This window comes from Streptomyces sp. NPDC028331, assembly GCF_055565775.1.
Window position 1 is genome coordinate 1 of sequence record NZ_JBVHTR010000046.1, and the last position, 20,536, is coordinate 20,536.

Consider the following 20,536-nt stretch of genomic DNA (forward strand, 5'->3'; position numbering starts at 1 on the left):
GACTTTTGGCACGCTGTTGAGTTCTCAAGGAACGGACGCTTCCTTCGTACTCACCCTCTCGGGCTTTCCTCCGGGCGCTTCCCTTCGGTGTTTCCAACTCTATCAGTGTTTTTCCGTCTCTCTGACCACCGCCCTGCAGGCATGCAGAACGGATCCCGAGATAGGATCTGACAAGTTTGGGTGCTGCCCGGCCAACGACGCTCGGTCGCATCGCTCCGCCCCAGGCAGGAGTACGACTGTACACCGGCCCCGGAGCGGGTGCAAATCTCTCATGCCGCGTTCCAAGGCTCGTCAACCAGTACGTCTCATGCGGAACCGGCAGTTCATATGACATACGCTGCTGCCCAGTGCGCCGTCCGGCACAGGCAGCGACGACCCGTTCGGATCTCCACCCCTGGGAGGTTTCCCATGACCACCGTGACGTCCCCGCTCGCAGGACGTGCGATCGGACTGGCCGCAGTGCCCGACCCCGTCTTCTCAGGAGCGATGGTCGGTCCCGGCACGGCGATCGACCCCGTGCGCGAACCCATGGAGGCCGTCTCCCCCGTGGACGGAGTCATCGTGTCCCTTCACCCGCACGCCTTCGTGGTGGTGGACGCAGAGGGGCACGGCGTCCTGACCCACCTGGGCATCGACACGGTGCAGCTGAACGGTGAGGGTTTCGAGCTGCTCGTCAACAAGGGCGACACCGTGGCGCGTGGCCAGGCCGTCGTGCGCTGGAACCCGGCCGCCGTCGAGCAGGCCGGCAAGTCCCCGGTGTGCCCGGTGGTGGCGCTCGAAGCCACGGCCGACTCTCTCTCCGGTCTCCGTGAGGACGGCGATGTGAAGGCGGGCGACCAGCTCTTCTCCTGGCAGTGATGCCGGCGCCGTACTGAACGGCACAACAGACAACCATCGCGGTGGCGGGACCCGCCGCATGATTCGGAGACGGGTGAGATGGAGACAACGCTGCGAGGCGTCGGTGTGAGCCACGGTGTGGCGATCGGCGAGGTTCGGCACATGGGGACGGCGGTGCTGGAGCCCCCGGCGAAGCAGATCCCGGCGGAGGAGGCGGAGCGCGAACAGGGGCGCGCACGCCAGGCCGTCGAAGCTGTGGCGGCCGATCTGACAGCGCGCGGCAACCTCGCGGGCGGCGAGGCCCAGGCGGTGCTGGAGGCACAGGCCATGATGGCCCAGGACCCGGAGCTGATGGCGGACGTCGAGCGTCGCATAGCCGTCGGCAGCACGGCGGAGCGGGCGGTGTACGACGCGTTCGCCGCGTACCGGGAGCTGCTGGCGGGCGCCGGTGAGTACCTCGCCGGGCGTGTGGCGGATCTCGACGACGTGCGGAACCGTATCGTCGCGCGGCTGCTCGGCGTGCCGATGCCGGGTGTGCCGGACAGCGACGAGCCCTATGTCCTGGTGGCCCGCGACCTCGCGCCCGCGGACACGGCGCTGCTGGATCCGTCCCTGGTGCTCGGCTTCGTCACCGAGGAGGGCGGGCCGACCAGCCACAGCGCCATCCTGGCGCGGGCGCTCGGCGTGCCGGCCGTGGTGGCGCTGCCCGGTGCGGGTGAGCTTGCCGAGGGAACGATGATCGCCGTCGACGGCAGCACCGGCGAGATATTCGTGAACCCGAGCGACGAGAAGAAGGCGCGGCTCGAGGCCGCTGCGGCGGAGCGCAAGGCGGCCCTGGCCGCCTCGACGGGCCCGGGTGCCACGGCCGACGGTCACAAGGTGCCGCTGCTGGCGAACATCGGCGGTCCGGCGGACGTGCCGGCCGCTGTGGAGGCGGGCGCCGAGGGTGTCGGTCTGTTCCGCACGGAGTTCCTGTTCCTGGACGACAACAAGAAGGCGCCGTCCGAGGAGAAGCAGATCGAGGCCTACCGGCAGGTCCTCGAGGCGTTCCCCGAGGGTCGTGTCGTCGTGCGGGTGCTGGACGCGGGTGCGGACAAACCGCTGGACTTCCTGACCCCCGCCGACGAGCCGAACCCGGCGCTGGGCGTGCGCGGTCTGCGGACGCTGCTCGACCATCCGGAGGTGCTGCGCACGCAGCTCACCGCGCTGGCGAAGGCCGCGGAGGGGCTCCCGGTGTACCTCGAGGTCATGGCGCCGATGGTCGCCGACCGCACCGACGCCAAGGCGTTCGCCGACGCGTGCCGTGAGGCCGGGCTGCGGGCGAAGTTCGGTGCCATGGTGGAGATCCCGTCGGCCGCGCTGCGGGCGCGCTCGATCCTGCAGGAGGTGGAGTTCCTGTCGCTGGGGACCAACGACCTCGCGCAGTACACGTTCGCCGCGGACCGTCAGGTGGGTGCGGTGTCGCGGCTGCAGGACCCGTGGCAGCCGGCGCTGCTCGACCTGGTCGCGCTCTCCGCTGAGGCGGCGAAGGCGGAGGGCAAGAGCTGCGGTGTCTGCGGCGAGGCGGCATCGGATCCGATGCTGGCGTGTGTACTGACCGGTCTGGGTGTCACCTCCTTGTCCATGGGTGCGGCGTCGATTCCCTATGTACGGGCGACGCTGGCGAAGTACACGCTGGCGCAGTGCGAGCGTGCCGCGGCGGCCGCGCGTGCCGCCGACACCGCCGACGAGGCGCGCAGGGCGGCGCAGACGGTGCTGTCCGGCGAGTAGCCGGCACGCGTCGTCGCTGCCATGTCGTGCGGTGAGGGGCGCTCCGCCTTTCGGTGGGGCGCCCCTGGCCCGTTCAGTGGGCGTGGCCGGTCGTGAGGCCGTCGTCTCCGAGGTCGGGCGGGACGCAGTAGTCGACGCCGGATTCGGGCGAGACCAGGTCGCCGGACTCGATGTCGGTGCAGTAGGCGTCGAAGACCTCTCCGGCGGTGAGTGGTTCCAGTCGTTCGCCGCGCAGGCGCCAGCCGTAGACACGGTCGGGGGTGCCGGGGGCTGTGGTGCGCATGACGAGGCCGCCTGCGCTGTGGGTGGCGATGCCGAGGGCGAGGACGCTGGTGAATTCCAGTGCCTCGGTCTCGTCGAGCTGGGCGGTGCCGTCCGGGTCCTGGTCCGAGTGGAGCACGGCGGCGAGTGTCTCGGGTGCGGCCGAGACGCTGCACACGAGGTGGCGGTGGCCGGGGCTCGCGGTGTCGAGGATGCGGGCGACGAGGCGGGAGGCCTGTGCGAAGGCGGCGCGTCCGATGTCCTCGCCGCAGGAGGCGCAGGCGCCGAGCCGGGCCAGCACCGTGGTCGCGTACTGCCAGGTGGCCTGTCGTACCGCTTCGTCGATCAGGTCGGGGACGAGTTCGGCCAGGGGCTGTCCTTCGTACGGCAGGGCGGGTCCGGTGGCGGCCAGTTCCGCGGTGAAGCGGGTGCGGCTGGAGGGGGCGTCCGGTTCCAGGCCGTTGTGGGCGCAGAACTCGGCGTACTCCTCCGGGTCGAAGAGGGCGACCGTGGTGTGGCCGCCCTGCGCGGCGAGGGTCCGGAGAAGGGCTTCCACCTGCCGCAGGTAGGTCGCGTGGTCGTCGAAGGTGAAGGTGCGGTAGCGCCGCATCGCGGCGAAGTCGTGTTCGTCGGTCAGCAGGCCGATGGTGCCGGCGATCTCGCGGCGCAGGACGCGTCGCATGGTCCGCTGTTCGGTGTGCGGCATGAGTCCCCCTACGTTCAGTCGATCTGTGCTCACTCAACGTAACCGGCGGCACTGACAACGGCCCGCCGGTCGCGGTGGCCGCGGCCGGCAGGCCGGTGCTGGGGGGCTCTGCGCGGAGTGCGTCAGCCGCGCTTGCGGGCCAGGTCCTCGTAGAAGTGGAGCAGGTCGAGGTTGTCGATGGAGCCCGGGTTGACGGCCTTTTCCAGCGGGGTGCCCTGCATGAGGCGCTTGACCGGGACTTCGATGCGTTTGCCGGTGAGGGTGTGGGGGACGCCGGGGACCTCGATGATCTCGTCGGGGACGTGGCGGGGTGAGAGCTGTTCGCGGATGGTCTGCCTGATGCGGTTCAGCAGGGCGTCGTCCAGGACGGCTCCGGGGGCCAGGTGGACGAAGAGGGGCATCCAGTAGCCGCCGTCCGGTTGTTCGATGCCGATGACGAGGGACTCTTTGATCTCGGGGAGGCGTTCGACGGCTTCGTAGATGTCGGCCGATCCCATGCGGACGCCCTGGCGGTTGAGCGTGGAGTCCGAGCGGCCGTGGATGATCACGGAGCCGCGGGAGGTGACGGTGATCCAGTCTCCGTGGCGCCACACTCCCGGGTACACGGCGAAGTAGCTGTCGTGGTAGCGGCTGCCGTCCGGGTCGTTCCACAAGCGGATCGGCATGGAGGGCATCGGGTTGGTGACGACCAGCTCGCCGACCTCGTCGATCAGGGGCTTGCCGCCGGGGTCCCAGGACTGGAGGTCGGTGCCGAGGCCGGGTGCCTGGAGTTCTCCGATGTACACGGGAAGAGTCGGTACGGCTCCCGCGAAGCAGGAGCACACGTCGGTGCCGCCGCTGACGGAGGCGATCCACAGGTCCTCCCGGACCTCGTCGTGGAGCCAGGCGAAGCCGTCCGGTGGCAGCGGCGAGCCGGTCGTGGCCACGCACTGCACACTCGTGAGGTCGTAGTCGCGGGCCGGGTGGAGGCCGGCTTTGCGGCATGCCATGACGTAGGCGGCGGACGTGCCGAAGAGCGTGGCACGGGTACGTTCGGCGACGCGCCACTGGGCGCCGGTGTCGGGGTGGCCCGGGCTGCCGTCGTAGAGGACGATCGTGGTGCCGGTCAGCAGGCCGGAGACGAGGAAGTTCCACATCATCCAGCCGGTGGACGTGTACCAGAAGAGGCGGCTTTCGGGGCCGAGGTCGCAGTGCAGGCCGAGCTGTTTGAGGTGTTCGATCAGGATGCCGCCCTGGGACTGGACGATGGCCTTGGGCAGTCCGGTGGTGCCCGAGGAGTACAGCACCCACAGGGGGTGGTCGAACGGAACCTGCTCGAAGGCGGGTTCGACGTCCGCCGAGGTGAGGGCCGACCACTCCAGCGCGCCTTCGGGGGCGTCGGTGCCGAGCAGCGGGATGTGGACGACGGCACGGAGCGTGGGCAGTTCGCGGCGCAGTTCGGCGACGGTCTCACGGCGGTCGTGCTCCTTGCCCCCGTAGCGGTAGCCGTCGACCGTGATCAGGACCACCGGTTCGACCTGCTGGAAGCGGTCCAGGACGCTGCGGGCGCCGAAGTCGGGAGCGCAGGAGGTCCACACGCCGCCGACGGCGGCCGTCGCGAGGAGGGCGACGACGGCCTCGGGGATGTTCGGCAGGTAGCCGCTGACGCGGTCTCCGGGGCGCACTCCGCGGGCGCGCAGTTCGGCGGCCAGCGAGCCGACCTGGCGGCGCAGCTCGGCCCAGGTGACCGGGCGGGGTTCGTGGGTCTCGTCGACGGCCAGCAGGGCGGGTTCGTCGGCTCGGGTGGCCGCCGCGCGAAGGGCGTGTTCCGCGTAGTTCAGGGTCGCCCCGGGGAACCACTCGGCGCCCGGCATGGAGCGGCTGCCCAGCACGCGCGCGTAGGGCGTGGAGAACCGTACGTCGAACCATTCCGTGACGGCCTTCCAGAAGGTGTCCGGCTCGTCCACCGACCAGCGGTGCAGCGCTGGGTAGCCGCCCTCCGTGGGGGCTCCGTGGTGTTCGGCCGCCCAGGCCTGGAACCGGGTGATCCGTGCCCGGGCGATGCGGTCGGCGTCGGGCTGCCAGAGGGGCGTGGGGTTCGCTGCGGTCATGGGGCGGCTCCCGGACTGTGCGCGTCGTGTGCGTGGTCCGCGCACGTGCTGGGTGTGCGCGTCACGCGGCTGACACGGACGATGCCATGTGATCGACTTCTGCACCAGGGTGTCCCCCACATAGTCGGCATTGTGAAGCTGTGCTCCCAACACAGGTGAACGGCAGTTGAACGACACCCTTGTACGAGGACGTCGGTGGCAGGGTGAGCAGCATGGACGGTCGTGACCTGGTGCGTTCGGTGAAAGCGGTCGGTTCGGGGGGTGCGACGGGGGGTCTGCGCACCGTGCGGGCCGCGTGGCGCAGGAGGCGTGCCGACGCCACCGGGTTGCCGCGGCGGGGTGCGGAGCGGGCGCGGGTGCCCGGCCCCGTGCGGGACGTGGAGCCGGGGCCGGGCGGGGGTGTCGTACGGTTCGCCCGCACGGAGCTGCGGGTCATGGTCGCCGTGAACGGTGCCGTGTTCTGGGGGTGGGACGGGGCGGGCCCGGAGCCGTCGTACGCGCTCGCGGGCCCCTGCCCCGAGCCGGATCCGCGGGCCGTACTGGAACCGGACAAGGACGGCGGCTGGCGGGTCGTGGCGGAGCGGGTCACGGTCGTGGTGTCGCGGAACGGCGCGATCGAGGTGTGTACGCCCGGTGGGGTGGCCCTGCGCCGGGAACTGCCTCCCCGGTGGTGGGAACCGGCGGACGGGGGCGGCGCGCGGTGGATGCAGCGGGCCGAAGTGGCGCCCGACGCGCGGTTCTTCGGGCTCGGCGGGCGGGCCGCGGGGCCCAGGCTGCGTGACGGGACGTACCGGCTGTGGAACACGGACCCGGGTCGGCCGTTCGGACCCGGTGACGACCCCCTGTACATCACGATGCCGGTGCAGATGGTGGTGGCCGACGCGGGCACGCACCTGGTCTTCCACGACACCTCGTGGGACGGCACGGTGACGTTGAGCGAGGGCGAGGAGGGGGCGGGCTCGGGGCACGACCGGGCGGGGGCCTGCGAGGTGCGGATGGACGGCGGGCCGCTGCGCTGCTGGGTGATGGTGGGCACCCCCGCGCGTGTGCTGCGCGTCTGGGCGTCGCTGACCGGGGCGCCCGCCGTGCCGCCGGCCTGGGCGCTGGGGCACCATCACGCACGGTGGGGGTTCGGCAGTGAGCAGGAGGTGCGCCGGATCGTCGCCGGCTATGCGGAGCATGGCCTTCCGCTCGATGCCGTCCATCTGGACATCGATCATCTCGACGGCCGCCGGGTGTTCTCGGTCGACCGCGACCGTTTTCCGAAGCTGCCGGTGCTCGCCGAGGATCTGCGCCGGGACGGGGTCCGCCTGGTGTCGATCGTCGACCCGGCGGTGAAGGCGGAGCCGGGCGATCCCGTGTACGACGACGGAAGAGCCGAGGACGTGTTCGTGCGGGACGCGGCGGGGCGGCTGGTGGAAGGGGTCGCCTGGCCCGGGGAGGTCGTCTATCCCGACTTCACGCACGCGCGCGTGCGCCAGTGGTGGGGTGGGCTGTACCAGGAGCGTCTCGCACAGGGCTTCGCCGGTTTCTGGCACGACATGAACGAGCCGGTGTCCTTCACGGCCTTCGGGGAGAACACCCTGCCGCGCTCGGCCCGGCACGCGTTGGAGGGCCGCGGTGGTGACCACAGGGAGGCCCACAACGTGTACGCCCTGTGCATGGCGCGGGCCGCGTACGAAGGTCTGCGCGGCCTCGTCCCCGAGGAGCGGCCGTTTCTCTTCTCCCGCTCCGGGTGGGCCGGCATGCAGCGCTACGGCGGTAGCTGGTCGGGGGACGTGGCGACGGGCTGGCCTGGCCTGCGCGCCTCGCTGTCGCTGGTGCTGGGCCTCGGGCTGTGCGGAGTGCCGTACTCCGGGCCGGACGTGGGCGGCTTCGACGGGAGTCCGTCGCCCGAGCTGTATCTGCGCTGGTTCCAGCTCGCCTCCTGCCTGCCGCTGTTCCGCACGCACGCGAGTCTCCGCGCCGGGCGGCGTGAGCCCTGGGAGTTCGGCGACGACGTTCTGGAGCACGCGCGCGTGGCGCTCGCCGCGCGACGGCGGCTGCTGCCGTACTTCGTGACCCTCGCGCATCTGGCGCGCCGAACGGGTGCGCCGTATGTGCGGCCCCTGTGGTGGGGCGTGCCCGAGGACAGGGCGCTGAGGGACTGCGAGGACGCCTTCCTGCTCGGCGACAGCCTCCTGGTGGCACCCGTGCTGGAGGCGGGCGCGGTCCGGCGGACGGTGCTGCTGCCGCCAGGGCGCTGGTACGACACGGTGACCGAGGCGGTCCACGAAGGCCCGGGCCAGGTGCTGGTCGACGCGCCCCTGGGGCGGATTCCGGTGTTCGCGCGTGCGGGCGCCGTCCTGCCGGTGCGGGGTGCGGACGGGGCCCTGGAGCTGGAGGTCTGGGCGCCGGCACGGGGGCGGTCGGGGGGCGGTGTGGTGGTGCCGGACGCGGGCGACGGCTGGGAGGAGCCGCGGATCGAGCGCTATGTGGCGCGGTGGAAGGGGGGCCGGGTGGTGGTCCGGCGGGACAAGGACGAAGGCCGCAGGGAGCCCGCGTATCCGGTGCGGGTGCGGGGCCTCGACCAGGGGTGACCCGAACGGGACGCGCGCGAGGGTGTGTTGCGCGCGTCCCGCGGGGGCTCACACGTAGCGGCCCTCGAACCAGCCCTGCACCGCCAGCGTGTGCAGCGGGAAGGCGAGTTCGGCGGGTCGGCGCAGGAGATGCCAGCCCTCCGTCTCGTCCGTGCCGGCGGACGGCGGAAGATCGGCGGCCGGACGCTCCGGGAGGAGCCCGAACAGCAGCAGGTGGCCGTCGGGCGAGCTCATCGCGTCGACGAGCCGCACATCACGGGCGGCGGCGTCGATGCCGGTCTCCTCCTTCAGCTCCCGGACGACGGCGTGCCGCCAGTCCTCCCGGTGGTCGACAAAACCTCCGGGCAGGGCGATGCCCCCGCGCGCGGGCGGGATGGTCCGGGTGATGACGACGAGGGACGTGCCTTTGGTGTCGTACACGGGCTGGAGGGCGACCGCGACGGGCAACGGGTTGCGGTAGACCACCGCGCCGCAGGCGGCGCAGGTGCGGGGCCAGCCGGAGATGCCCTCTCCGTAAGGCGCTCCGCAGCTCGAACAGTGGGAGTCCGGCACGGAGTCGGAGGCGGACGGGACAGGGGATTCGGACACGTGGCGGACTGTATCCGATCATCTGTGCGGCGTCTTCCGGGGGCGGCTCATCAGGAGGACGTGGGCGGCGTGAGCGACTTCATGGACACCGGGAAGTCGAAGTAGGTGTCCGGGTAGGGCTCCGCCTTGTAGGTGTAGTGCCACCACTCCTCGGCGAGGTTGGCGAAACCGGCGCCCTCGAGGGTGCGCTTCAGAAGCTGCCGGTTGGCGCGCTGCTCGCCGACGATGCGTGGGTCGTCGGTGTGAGCCAGTGTGTCGAAGCAGTCGAAACCCGTGCCCATGTCGACGGAGTTGTCGGGGAAGCGCTCGGCCCTGGGTGCGTAGCACGGCTCGAGCGGTTCGCCGGGGACGTAGGGACGGGTCGGCCTTGCGGGCAGTCGGACGATCGTCAGGTCCATGGTGGATCCGCGGCTGTGCCCCGACCTCTCCGCGATGTAGCCGTCCGCGAACAGGCGGGTCTTGTCGACCTGCGGGTAGAACTCGCCCTTCATCCTCTGGTCGGCGAGGTCGTTCGCCCAGCGCACGAAGCTGTCGACGGCGCGTTGCGGCCGGTAGCAGTCGTACACCTTGAGCGTGTAGCCGTCGCGGAGGAGCTCGATCTGCGCCCGGTGCAGCGCTTCGGCGGCCGGGCGGGTGAGGATGCACAGGGGCTGCCGGTAACCGTCGATGCGCTCGCCGACGAAGTTGTGCGGGGTGAAGTACCGGATCTCCTCGAGGATCGTCGGGTCCACGGATCTCAGCTCGACGAAGTCCGGGGGCGCCTTGGGCCCCGGGGCGGCCTGGGCGGTCGCCGAGGCGGACGCCACGGCGAGGAGCGCGGCGAGTGCGGTGACGAGGCTTCGTGCAGCCACGGAGAAACGTGTCATGCCCCTAGCCCTTATCAGTCGGGGGTTCGGTGTGGAAGGACGCCTGGAGGTTCTGCCGCGGGTCTGCCGCTTTCCGGGAGTGCCTGGCAGACTTCTGACGTTTCGTCAGGTATCTCGTCGGATCGTTGTGCGGGAGGAGCCATGTCACGCATCCGCACCCCCGTGGTGGCCGGATGGTTCACGGGCGAGGGCGCAGACTTCCGTCTCGTCGGCACCCGCTGCTCGGCCTGCCGGTCGGTGTTCTTTCCACGCGAGGACGCCTTCTGCCGCAACCCGGGCTGCCAGAGCAGCGACCTCACGGAACTGCCACTGTCCAAACGGGGGCGAATCTGGTCGTACACCGACACCCGTTACCGCCCTCCGTCACCCTATGTGACGAACCTGGAACTCCCGTGGGAGCCCTACGCGTTGATCGCGGTGGAACTGGAAGCAGAGCGGATCGTGGTGCTCGGGCAGGCGGTTCCGGGGGTGGCCGCCGCCGATCTGGCGGTGGGTATGGAGGCGGAGGTCGTCCCCGGTGTGCTGCACGAGGACGCGGAGACGGTCTGGACGACATGGCACTGGCGGCCGACGGGGGTGGCGGAATGACGGACGATGTCGCGGTGCTCGGCGCGGGCATGCACCCGTGGGGCAAATGGGGACGCGGCTTCGCGGCCTACGGGACGGTGGCCGCGCGCGCGGCGCTCACCGACGCGGGGGTCGACTGGCGGGACGTCGACTCGATCGTGGGCGCGGACACCGTGCGGGGCGGCTATCCCGGGCACGTGGCAGGGGCGACGTTCGCCAAGGCGCTGGGCTGGCAGGGAGCGCGGGTGACGAGCGTGTACGCGGCGTGCGCCTCCGGGGCGCAGGCGGTCGGCACCGCACGGGCCCAGATCCTCTCGGGGCTGGCGGACGTGGTGCTGGTCGTCGGCGCCGACTCGGCCCCCAAGGGGTTCTTCCGCCCGGCGGGCGGTGACCGGCCCGATGATCCGGACTGGCTGCGGTTCCGGGTCCTCGGGGCGACCAACCCGGCGTACTTCGGTCTGTACGCCCGTCGCCGCATGGCCGTCCACGGGGACACGGCCGGCGACTTCGCCCTGGTCAAGGTGAAGAACGCGGCCATGGGAGCCCTCAATCCCAACGCCCGGTACCGCAAGCGGGTCACCGCCGAGGAGGTCGCCGCCTCGGCGGTGGTGGCCGACCCGCTGCGCCTCCTCGACATCTGCGCGACCTCGGACGGCGGGGCGGCGCTCGTCCTGTCGAGCATGGAGTTCGCCCACCGCCACGGTGCGACGCGGCCGGTGCGGATCCGCGCGGTGTCCACCGTGACGCCGCGCTATCCCAACACCGTGCTCGACCTGCCCGACATCGCGACGGACTCGGCGGTGGCGGTCGAGCCGGCGCCCGAGACGTTCCGCACCTCCATCGCAACGGCCGCCTACGAGGAGGCGGGAATCGCGCCCGAGGACCTCTCCCTCGCCGAGGTCTACGACCTGTCCACCGCCCTGGAGCTGCAGTGGTACGAGGATCTGGGGCTGTCCGCGGAGGGCGAGGGGGCCAAGCTGCTGCGAGAGGGCGCCACGGCGCTCGGCGGGCGCATACCGGTGAACGTGAGCGGCGGCCTGGCGTCCTTCGGTGAGGCCGTCCCGGCACAGGCGATCGCCCAAGTGTGCGAGCTGACCTGGCAGTTGCGGGGTGTCGCGGGCGACCGCCAAGTGGCGGGCTCCCGGGTCGGGATCAGCGCGAACCAAGGGTTGTTCGGGCACGGGTCGGCGGTGATCGCCGTGCGCTGATACCGGGGGACTCCCCTACTGTCCGTGTTCGCGCAGGAATGCTGTGTGAACAGGTCATGAACTGGGCCTCGGCGGCCACGGACGGCGTCATCATGCTCCCGTGCCCTCCTGGACGGACAACATCCGTTTCGCCTTCCAACCGGTGGTCAATCTGACGACCGGAGGGGTGGCGGCACTGGAGATCCTCGCGCGCCCCGAGACCGGCGACGTCCTCGCGCAGGCCCGCCGGGACGCCGAACTCGACGGCCATCTCGCCGCCTTGGCGGTCGGCGCCGCGGCGCGGAAAGAGACCCTGCTGCCGCTGCACGTCAACGTCTTCGCGGCGACGCTCGCCGATCTCGGCGGCCTCACCGCGCTGCGGCAGGCCGTGCGCGAGGCGGGGCGGCTGCCGTGGGAGGTGACGGTCGACGTCGGCCCGCCCTACACGCACGTACCGCACCGGGCCCTGCTGGAGGCGGTGGCGGTGCTGCGCCGCGAGGGCTTCCGGATCTGCGCGGACGGGGTGGGCGACGGCGACGCACCGCTGCGCCTGCTGGCGGACATGGCGCCGGACCTGGTGAAGCTCGACGCGTCCTTGCTGACGCGGCCGGCCATGGTGCGGGCCATGCGGACGCTGTGCGAGCAACTGGGCGCCCTGCTGTCGGTCGAGGGCGTGGAGACCGAGACGCAGTGCGCGGCGGTGCGGGCGGCGGGCGCGCAGTTGGCGCAGGGCGACCTGTTCGCGCCGCCGTCCCGGCGGCCCGCCGTGGACGTATACGTTCCGCTCATGGCCCCTTCCGTGCCGGCGACACCGCGCACCGGGCCGCCGGTGCGGCAGTTCCTGCGGCCCGCCGCGCTGCTCCCGGCCACGGCCTCGGCCGGGCAGGTGCGGGCGCTGCTCACCGGGTCACCCGAGGTGTCCGGGGTGCTGCTGGTCGACCCGGCGGGGGTGCCGGTCCGATCGGTGCACCGCTCACGGTTCCTGCTGTCGATGTCGGGGCCGTACGGGCATGCGCTGTACGCCGACCGGCCCGCGGCCAAGCTGGGTGACCCGCCGCGCACGGTCGGCATCGACGCCACGGCGTGGGAGGTGCTCGACGTGGTCGCGGACGGCGGGCGCGACCGCACTTCGGACGACGTGGCGGTGGTCGATCACCAGGGGCGGTGCGTGGGCGTCGTACGGCTCGCGGACCTCGTGCGGGCGCTGACCGAGAACCGGGTCGAGGAGGCGGCGGGCCTCAACCCGCTGACCCGGCTGCCCGGGTCGGACGCGATCACCGGTGAGGTGGACCGGCGGATCGCGGACGGACGGGTGTTCGCGCTGAGCTGGCTTGACGTCGACCACTTCAAGCAGGTCAACGACGGGGCGGGGTTCGCGGCCGGTGACGAGCTCATCCGTGCGGTCGGGCGGGCGTTGCAGGGCGCGGCGTCGGGGAGCACACGGGTGGGGCACATCGGCGGCGACGACTTCCTGGTGCTGGCCGATCCGGAGCGGCTCGACCCGCTCGCCGCTTCCCTGCTGGACACGCCCTGGTCGGCGGGCGGGCGCACGGTCACGCTGTCGCTGGCGACGGTCGTGTGCGCCCCCGGCAGCGTGCGCGACCACCGTCAGGCGGCGGCGTACCTGGCACCCCTGAAGCAGGCCGCGAAGGCGCTGAGCGGCGCGAGTTGGGTCCTGGGCCGGGCCGGGTTCCCGAGCCACGAGGTCCGTCGCGGCTCGCTTCCGGCCCCCGCCCCGGTGGGCGTTCCGGGCCGCCGCTGACTCGAAGCCGTCCCCGTCGCCCGCTGAAGATTCCGCGGATGCCCGAGCACGGTTTGTGTCACCTGCCTTGACGCTCCGTGGGTGCGGGGGAAAACTTCCGGATGTCAGTCGGCATCGCCGCATTCGGGCGTATTCGGGTCATGCGCCCCTGGGCCCACACCGGTACCACGGGTCTTCCCCCACGGGCGGTTCCGCTGCACAGGCACGCTCGTCGCGGACGCCGGGCGGGACTCGGGACCCTTCCTGCCTCCGGCTGAAGTCGCCAAGGGAAACGCACCCTGCACGCAGGACCGACACGGGGCCGGACGGACCCCGGGCGAGGGCCTAGGAGCCGCCATGACGCATACGAGCATCTTCGTCGGCGAGTTGATCGGCACCGCCATCCTCATCCTGTTCGGCGCGGGAGTCTGCGCCGCTGTCACCCTCCACGACTCCAAGGCCCGCGGGGCGGGCTGGGTCGTCATCGCCTTCGGCTGGGGCTTCGGCGTCCTCGCGGGCGCCTACACCGCCGCCCCCAAATCCGGCGGACACCTCAACCCGGCGGTGACCATCGGCCTCGCCATCGCCGACATCACCAAGTGGGGCGACGTTCCGTACTACCTGCTGGGTCAGATGGCGGGCGCGATCCTCGGCGCCGTGCTGACCTGGCTGCTCTACCTCGCCCAGTTCCAGGCGAACGCCGAGGAGGACAAGGCCCAGCCGACGCTCGGCATCTTCTCCACCGCCCCGGAGATCCGCAATCCGGTCGCCAACCTGATCACCGAGATCATCGCCACCGCCGGTCTGGTGCTGCCCATCCTGTTCTTCGGCAAGAACCTCGGCACCAACATCGGCCCGATCCCCGGTACGACGGCGTACGGCTCGGGCATCGGCATCCTGCTCGTCTCCCTCCTCGTCGTCGGCATCGGCCTCTCCCTCGGCGGGCCCACGGGATACGCGATCAATCCCGCCCGGGACCTCGGCCCCCGCATCACCCACGCCCTGCTGCCGATCCCCAACAAGGGCGGATCGGACTGGGGCTACGCCTGGATACCGGTGGTGGGACCGCTGATCGGCGGTGCGCTGTCGGCCCTTGTGTACAAAGCAGCCTTCTGACCCTTTGACGAAGGGACGTCATGACGGACCACGACCGCAAGTACGTCGCCGCGATCGACCAGGGCACCACTTCCAGCCGCTGCATCGTCTTCGACCAGAGCGGTCGGATCGTCGCCGTCGACCAGCGCGAACACCGCCAGATCTTCCCCAAGCCGGGCTGGGTGGAACACGACGCCACGGAGATCTGGTCCAAGGTGCAGGCGGTGGTCGCCGGCGCGATCGCGAAGGCCGGGCTGCGCGCCGACGGGATCGCCGCGCTCGGTATCACCAACCAGCGCGAGACGACGGTTCTGTGGGACCGCGCCACCGGCAAGCCCGTGCACAACGCGATCGTCTGGCAGGACACCCGGACGGCGGCGCTGTGCAACGAACTCGGCGGTCCCGACGGGCAGGACCGTTTCCGCGAACAGACCGGGCTACCGCTCGCGAGTTACTTCTCCGGTCCCAAGGCGGCCTGGCTGCTGGACAACGTGCCCGGGCTCAGGGCGCGCGCCGAGCGCGGCGAGATCGCGTTCGGCACCATCGACTCCTGGCTGATCTGGAACCTGACCGGCGGTACGGACGGCGGGCGGCACGTCACCGACGTCACCAACGCGGGGCGCACGATGCTGATGAACCTGCGGACGCTCCAGTGGGATCCCTCCATCCTGTCCGCCATGAACATCCCGGAGGAGATCCTTCCGGAGATCAGGTCCTCCTCCGAGGTGTACGGCACCGCCGTCGGCCAACTCGCGGGCGTCCCCGTCGCCTCCGCGCTGGGCGACCAGCAGGCTGCGGTGTTCGGACAGGCGTGCTACGACGTGGGGACGGCGAAGAACACCTACGGCACGGGCAGCTTCCTGCTGCTGAACACCGGCGACCGGCCGGTGCCGTCGAAGAACGGGCTGCTGACGACCATGGGCTACAAGATCGGTGACGAGGCGCCGGTCTACTGTCTGGAGGGATCGATCGCGATCACCGGTGCGCTGGTGCAGTGGTTCCGCGACCAGCTCGGCATCATCCGCACCGCGGACGAGATCGAGACGCTGGCGGCGAGCGTCGACGACAACGGCGGGGCGTACATCGTCCCCGCGTTCTCCGGTCTGTTCGCGCCCTACTGGCGTTCCGACGCGCGCGGGGTGGTCACGGGGCTGACCCGCTACGTCACGAAGGCGCACCTGGCGCGGGCGGTGCTGGAGGCGACGAGCTGGCAGACGCGTGAGGTCGTGGACGCCATGTACCAGGACTCAGGGGTGCCGATCACCACCCTGAAGGTCGACGGCGGCATGACGAAGAACAATCTGCTGATGCAGCACCAGGCGGACGTGCTGGGCGTGCCGGTGATCCGGCCGAAGATCTCCGAGACGACCTGCCTGGGCGCCGCGTACGCGGCCGGGCTCGCGACCGGGGTGTGGAACGACCTCGACGAGCTGAAGTCGCACTGGCAGAAGGACGTCGAGTGGACGCCCGCCATGGAGGCGCCGGTCCGCGACCGGGAGTACCGCAACTGGCGCAGGGCCGTGGAGAAGAGTTTCGGCTGGCAGGACGACGGGGCGAGCTGACCCACGCCCTTCACGCGCGCCCGCGTCCCGCGTGAGCCACGCGCGCGTGCGTCTCCCGTGAGCCACGCGCGCGTGCGTCTCCCGTGAGCCACGCGCGCGTGCACGACGGCGGCTCGTACCCCGGTCGGCGGGGGTACGGGCCGCCCCCCGCGGGTCGGCAGGGATCAGGCGGGGGCGCTCGCAGGACGGTCGGCCGTGTGCGTCCCGGCGTGCCGGACGACCTCGATCAGCACCTCCTTGACCGACTCCCGTTCGCGGGCGTCACAGAGGACGACCGGTACGTCGTCGTCCAGGTCGAGGGCCTGCCGTATGTCCTCGGCGGGGTGGCGGACCGCGCCGTCGAAGCAGTTGACGCCGACGACGAACGGGATGGAGCGGCGCTCGAAGTAGTCGACTGCGGCGAAGCAGTCCTCCAGGCGGCGGGTGTCGGCGAGGACGACGGCGCCCAGGGAACCGGCGGCCAGTTCGTCCCACAGGAACCAGAAGCGGTCCTGGCCCGGCGTTCCGAAGAGGTAGAGCACCAGGTCCTCGCGGAGGGTGATGCGGCCGAAGTCCATGGCGACGGTGGTGGTGCGCTTGCCCTCCACGCCTCGGGTGTCGTCGACCGGCCGCCCCGCCTCCGTGAGCACCTCCTCGGTGCGCAGCGGCCTGATCTCGCTGACCGCGCCGACGAGGGTCGTCTTGCCCACGCCGAAACCGCCGGCCACCAGGATCTTGAGCGTGACGGGCTCGACCGGAGGCTTGTCGCGCTCACTGCGCCCGAGGATCATCGTTCTCTTCTCCTGATTGACGGGGATCGGACGGCGGCGGTCCGTATCCTCCACCGCCGGGGGTTTCGATGACCAGTACGTCGCCCGGGCCGACGTCTGCGGCATCACTGCCCGCGAGGCGCACCACGGTCCCGTCCGCGCGCTCCACCCGGTTGGCGCCCAGTGCTCCGGGCCTGCCGCCCGCCATGCCGTAGGGCGGGATCCTGCGGTGCTGGGACAGCGTCGAGACGGTCATGGGCTCCCGGAAGCGGATGCGCCGCACGGCGCCGTCCCCGCCGCGCCATCGCCCGGCGCCGCCGCTGCCGCGGCGCACCGCGAACTCCTCGAGGAGGACCGGCAGCCGCCACTCGAGGACCTCCGGGTCGGTCAGGCGCGAGTTGGTCATGTGGGTCTGTACCACGGGGGCGCCCGGGAAGCCGTCACCGGCCCCGGATCCGGAGGCCACCGTCTCGTAGTACTGGTACCGGTCGTTGCCGAAGGAGACGTTGTTCATGGTGCCGGAGCCCTCGGCCTGCACCCCGAGCGCCGCGTAGAGGGCACCGGTGATGGCCTGGGAGGTCTCGACGTTCCCGGCGACGACGGCTGCCGGGTACTCGGGGGCCAGCAGGGAGCCGGGCGGGACGACGATGTCGAGGGGGCGCAGACAGCCGTCGTTGAGGGGGATGTCGTCGGCGACCAGGGTGCGGAAGACGTACAGGACGGCGGCATGGACCACCGACAGGGGCGCGTTGAAATTGGTCCGGAGCCGCGCGGACGTGCCGGTGAAGTCGATGGTCGCGCAGCGGTTCTCGCGGTCCACGCGGACACGGACGCGGATGACGGCGCCGGAGTCGGTCTCGTAGGCGTACTCGCCGTCGTCCAGGGCGTCGATGACGCGGCGCACGGCCTCCTCGGCGTTGTCCTGGACGTGCTTCATGTACGCCTGGACGACGTCGAGCCCGAAGTCCTCGATCATACGGCCGACTTCGTCCACGCCTTTGCGGTTGGCGGCGATCTGAGCGCGCAGGTCGGCGAGGTTGGTCTCCGGGTTGCGTGACGGGTGGGGCGCCTCGGTCAGCAGGCGGAGCGTCTCCTCCTCGCGGAAGCGGCCGCCCTCGGCGAGCAGCCAGTTGTCGAAGAGGACGCCCTCCTCCTCGATGGTGCGGCTGTGCGCGGGCATGGAGCCGGGGGCGATGCCGCCGATCTCGGCGTGGTGGCCGCGGGAGGCGACGTGGAAGAGGATCCGCTCACCGTCCGTGTCGAAGACGGGGGTGATGACGGTGATGTCGGGCAGGTGGGTGCCGCCGTGGTAGGGGTCGTTGACGGCATAGGTGTCGCCGGGGCGCATGCCGTCGCCGCGCCGGCGGATGACCTCTTTGACGCTGGTGCCCATCGAGCCCAGGTGCACGGGGATGTGCGGGGCGTTGGCGACCAGGTTGCCCTCGGGGTCGAAGAGGGCGCAGGAGAAGTCCAGGCGTTCCTTGATGTTGACGGACTGGGCGGTGGACTCGAGGCGGGCGCCCATCTGTTCGGCGATGGACATGAACAGGTTGTTGAAGACCTCGAGCACGACCGGGTCGACTTCCGTGTCCGGACGGGAACTCTCCGTAATCGCGACGCGTTCCATGACCAGATGCCCGTCGTCTCGGGCCACGGCCCGCCAGCCGTCGTCGACGACGGTCGTCGCACTGGCCTCGGTGATGATCGCCGGGCCGGTGACGGTTTCGCCGGGCGGCAGGTGCTCCCGGCGGTGGAGGGGTACGTCGCGCCAGGCTCCGCCCGTGTGGAGGCGGACGGACTCGGGCGCGGCGAAGCGGCCTTCGTACGGGGCGAGGGCGGAGAGATCGGGGGGTTCGGTGATGCCGGTGGCTTCCACGGAGAGGGCTTCGACGACGATCGGGCGGTCGAGCGTGAAGGAGTATGTGGCGCGATGACGTTCTTCGAAGGCGTGCCGCATCGTGTCGGGTTCGCTCAGCTCGACGGTGAGGGTGGTGTCGGTGCCGTCGTAGCGCAGCTCGGCCCTGCTGGTGATCCGGATGCGGTCCTCGGGCACGTCCTCGGCCAGGAGTTCGGCGCGGGCGGCGTTCGCGAGGTCGTCGGCGGTCTTCCGGACGCCGGGCATCGAGGCGGGCTCCAGGGGTGCCTCGACGGACTGTTCGCGCATGGCGGTGGTGTCGGCGAGCCCGATGCCGAGCGCGGAGAGCACGCCGGCCATGGGGGGTACGAGGACGGTGCGGATCCCCAGGGAGTCGGCGACCAGGCACGCGTGCTGTCCGCCTGCCCCGCCGAAGGTGGTGAGCGCGTAGCGGGTGACGTCGTGGCCCTTCTGCACCGAGATCCGCTTGACGGCGCCCGCGATGTTGGCGACGGCGATCTGCAGGTAGCCCTCGGCGACCTGCTCGGGGGTGCGGTCGTCTCCGGTCCGCTCGCGGATCTCGGCGGCGAGGGCGGCGAATCGCTCGCGGACGAGGGGGTCGTCCAGGGGCTGGTCACCCTCGGGGCCGAACACGCGGGGGAAATGGGCGGGTTGGATGCGGCCGAGCATCACGTTGGCGTCGGTGACGGTGAGTGGGCCGCCGCCGCGGTAGCAGGCGGGCCCCGGGTCCGCGCCCGCCGAGTCCGGCCCTACACGGTAGCGGGAGCCGTCGAAGTGGAGGATCGAGCCGCCGCCCGCCGCGACCGTGTGGATGTCGAGCATGGGTGCCCGCAGCCGCACCCCGGCGATCCGTGTGGTGAAGACGCGTTCGTACTCGCCGGCGAAGTGGGAGACGTCCGTGGAGGTGCCCCCCATGTCGAAACCGATGACGCGGTCGAAGCCGGCGAGCCGCGACATCCGGGCCATCCCGACGATGCCTCCGGCGGGCCCGGACAGGATGGCGTCCTTGCCGCGGAACTGCCCCGCCTCCGCCAGTCCGCCGTTGGACTGCATGAACATCAGCCGCACGCCCCGGAGTTCGTCGGCGACGTGCTGGACGTAGCGGCGCAGGACGGGCGAGAGGTAGGCGTCGACGACGGCCGTGTCGCCGCGCGGCACGAGTCTCATCAGGGGGCTGACCTCGCTGGACAGCGAGATCTGGGGGTAGCCGGTGCGGGCGGCCAGTTCGCCGACGGCCTGCTCGTGGGCGGGGTGCAGATGGCTGTGCATGCAGACCACGGCGATCGCGCGGATCCCGTCGTCGTAGGCCTCCCGCAGCGGTCCGGCGAGGGCGTCCAGGTCGGGGGCGCGCAGGACGGTGCCGTCGGCGAGGACGCGTTCGTCGACCTCGACGACCCGCTCGTACAGCAGCTCGGGCAACTCGATCGCACGGGCGAAGATGTGCGGACGGTTCTGGTAGGCGATGCGCAGCGCGTCACGGAAGCCGCGGGTGATGACCAGGAGCGTGCGTTCGCCCTTGCGTTCCAGCAGGGCGTTGGTGGCGACGGTGGTGCCCATGCGGACGGCGTCGACGGGGCCGCCGTCGTCGAGGAGTGCGCGCACGCCCGCGACGGCGGCGTCCGCGTACCGGTGGGGGTTGTCCGACAGCAGCTTGTGGGTGAGCAGCCGGCCGTCGGGACGGCGCGCGACGACATCGGTGAAGGTGCCGCCCCGGTCGACCCAGAACTGCCAGCCCGTGGTCACGTCCGTCTCTCCGGTCGCGCTGCTCGGAACCCTGCCCGCTGGTGGGTGATCGGCACACTGCGGTGGGTGGCCGACGATCACTCCGATCATATCGGGACGCGGGTCAGGGCGCCGGTCCGCGCGCGCAAGCGCACGTCGGAGCGCCCGGTACGCCACGTCGCGGTCCTGATGACGGGGCCACTGCGGCCGGACCGGCGGCCCGGTGGGCATGCTGCGAGAGGTGGAGGGCGTGCTCCCCGAGGGAGGGCTACCCCCAGCCCCCCAAAAGACCAAGACGCTTGTCCCGTCTCGCGGAAGGTTCTCTTTCCCCCACTCTTTT

General features: G+C 71.4%; 14 protein-coding genes. 8 read left to right on the forward strand and 6 right to left on the reverse strand.

Annotation, left to right across the window (positions count from 1 at the left end; translation table 11 throughout):
• Positions 1-408 precede the first annotated feature (408 nt).
• Both ACZ4SW_RS36635 and ptsP read left to right on the forward strand, forming a co-directional pair.
• Positions 409-858 carry a PTS sugar transporter subunit IIA gene (locus tag ACZ4SW_RS36635; protein WP_468253415.1) on the forward strand — a complete coding sequence of 150 codons (450 nt, stop codon included), beginning with the start codon at positions 409-411 and terminating at the stop codon, positions 856-858.
• A gap of 78 nt (positions 859-936) precedes the next feature.
• Positions 937-2,607 (forward strand): phosphoenolpyruvate--protein phosphotransferase, encoded by a 1,671-nt coding sequence (gene ptsP, locus ACZ4SW_RS36640; RefSeq protein WP_468253416.1) that lies wholly within the window; start codon positions 937-939, stop codon positions 2,605-2,607.
• A gap of 73 nt (positions 2,608-2,680) precedes the next feature.
• On the opposite strand, the gene ACZ4SW_RS36645 is transcribed toward ptsP, so the two are convergent.
• Both ACZ4SW_RS36645 and ACZ4SW_RS36650 read right to left on the reverse strand, forming a co-directional pair.
• The gene (locus ACZ4SW_RS36645) at positions 2,681-3,574 is read right to left on the reverse strand and encodes a hypothetical protein (protein ID WP_468253417.1); all 894 of its coding nucleotides are present in this window, start codon (positions 3,572-3,574) and stop codon (positions 2,681-2,683) included.
• A 122-nt stretch (positions 3,575-3,696) separates the two neighbouring features.
• Positions 3,697-5,664, reverse strand: coding sequence for an acetoacetate--CoA ligase (locus ACZ4SW_RS36650; protein ID WP_468253418.1), 1,968 nt, complete (start codon positions 5,662-5,664; stop codon positions 3,697-3,699).
• Between the two features lie 212 nt (positions 5,665-5,876).
• On the opposite strand from ACZ4SW_RS36650, the gene ACZ4SW_RS36655 reads away from it, so the two are divergent.
• On the forward strand, positions 5,877-8,243 hold the full coding sequence (locus ACZ4SW_RS36655; protein WP_468253419.1) for a glycoside hydrolase family 31 protein: 2,367 nt from the start codon (positions 5,877-5,879) through the stop codon (positions 8,241-8,243).
• A gap of 48 nt (positions 8,244-8,291) precedes the next feature.
• Here ACZ4SW_RS36655 and ACZ4SW_RS36660 read toward each other — a convergent pair whose 3' ends face one another.
• Entirely contained in the window at positions 8,292-8,831 is a 540-nt protein-coding gene (locus tag ACZ4SW_RS36660) for an NUDIX domain-containing protein (RefSeq protein WP_468253420.1), read from the reverse strand.
• 50 nt (positions 8,832-8,881) lie between these two features.
• A complete protein-coding gene (locus ACZ4SW_RS36665; protein ID WP_468253421.1) occupies positions 8,882-9,697 on the reverse strand; it encodes a M15 family metallopeptidase in 816 nt (271 codons plus the stop codon).
• 162 nt (positions 9,698-9,859) lie between these two features.
• Between ACZ4SW_RS36665 and ACZ4SW_RS36670 the strand changes: the two genes are divergently transcribed.
• From ACZ4SW_RS36670 to glpK, 5 genes are all read left to right on the forward strand, one after another.
• Positions 9,860-10,285 (forward strand): Zn-ribbon domain-containing OB-fold protein, encoded by a 426-nt coding sequence (locus ACZ4SW_RS36670; protein ID WP_468253428.1) that lies wholly within the window; start codon positions 9,860-9,862, stop codon positions 10,283-10,285.
• A complete protein-coding gene (locus ACZ4SW_RS36675; RefSeq protein WP_468253422.1) occupies positions 10,282-11,472 on the forward strand; it encodes a lipid-transfer protein in 1,191 nt (396 codons plus the stop codon). Before ACZ4SW_RS36670 ends, ACZ4SW_RS36675 begins: the two co-directional genes overlap by 4 nt.
• A gap of 100 nt (positions 11,473-11,572) precedes the next feature.
• The gene (locus ACZ4SW_RS36680; RefSeq protein ID WP_468253423.1) at positions 11,573-13,213 is read left to right on the forward strand and encodes an EAL domain-containing protein; all 1,641 of its coding nucleotides are present in this window, start codon (positions 11,573-11,575) and stop codon (positions 13,211-13,213) included.
• A 336-nt stretch (positions 13,214-13,549) separates the two neighbouring features.
• Entirely contained in the window at positions 13,550-14,308 is a 759-nt protein-coding gene (locus ACZ4SW_RS36685) for an MIP/aquaporin family protein (RefSeq protein ID WP_468253424.1), read from the forward strand.
• Between the two features lie 20 nt (positions 14,309-14,328).
• Positions 14,329-15,849 carry a glycerol kinase GlpK gene (gene glpK, locus ACZ4SW_RS36690; RefSeq protein ID WP_468253425.1) on the forward strand — a complete coding sequence of 507 codons (1,521 nt, stop codon included), beginning with the start codon at positions 14,329-14,331 and terminating at the stop codon, positions 15,847-15,849.
• A gap of 164 nt (positions 15,850-16,013) precedes the next feature.
• Here the strand turns inward: glpK and ACZ4SW_RS36695 are convergent, their stop codons facing one another.
• Entirely contained in the window at positions 16,014-16,619 is a 606-nt protein-coding gene (locus tag ACZ4SW_RS36695) for a GTP-binding protein (protein ID WP_468253426.1), read from the reverse strand.
• The gene (locus ACZ4SW_RS36700) at positions 16,600-20,217 is read right to left on the reverse strand and encodes a hydantoinase B/oxoprolinase family protein (protein ID WP_468253427.1); all 3,618 of its coding nucleotides are present in this window, start codon (positions 20,215-20,217) and stop codon (positions 16,600-16,602) included. Before ACZ4SW_RS36700 ends, ACZ4SW_RS36695 begins: the two co-directional genes overlap by 20 nt.
• Between the last annotated feature and the right edge of the window lie 319 nt (positions 20,218-20,536).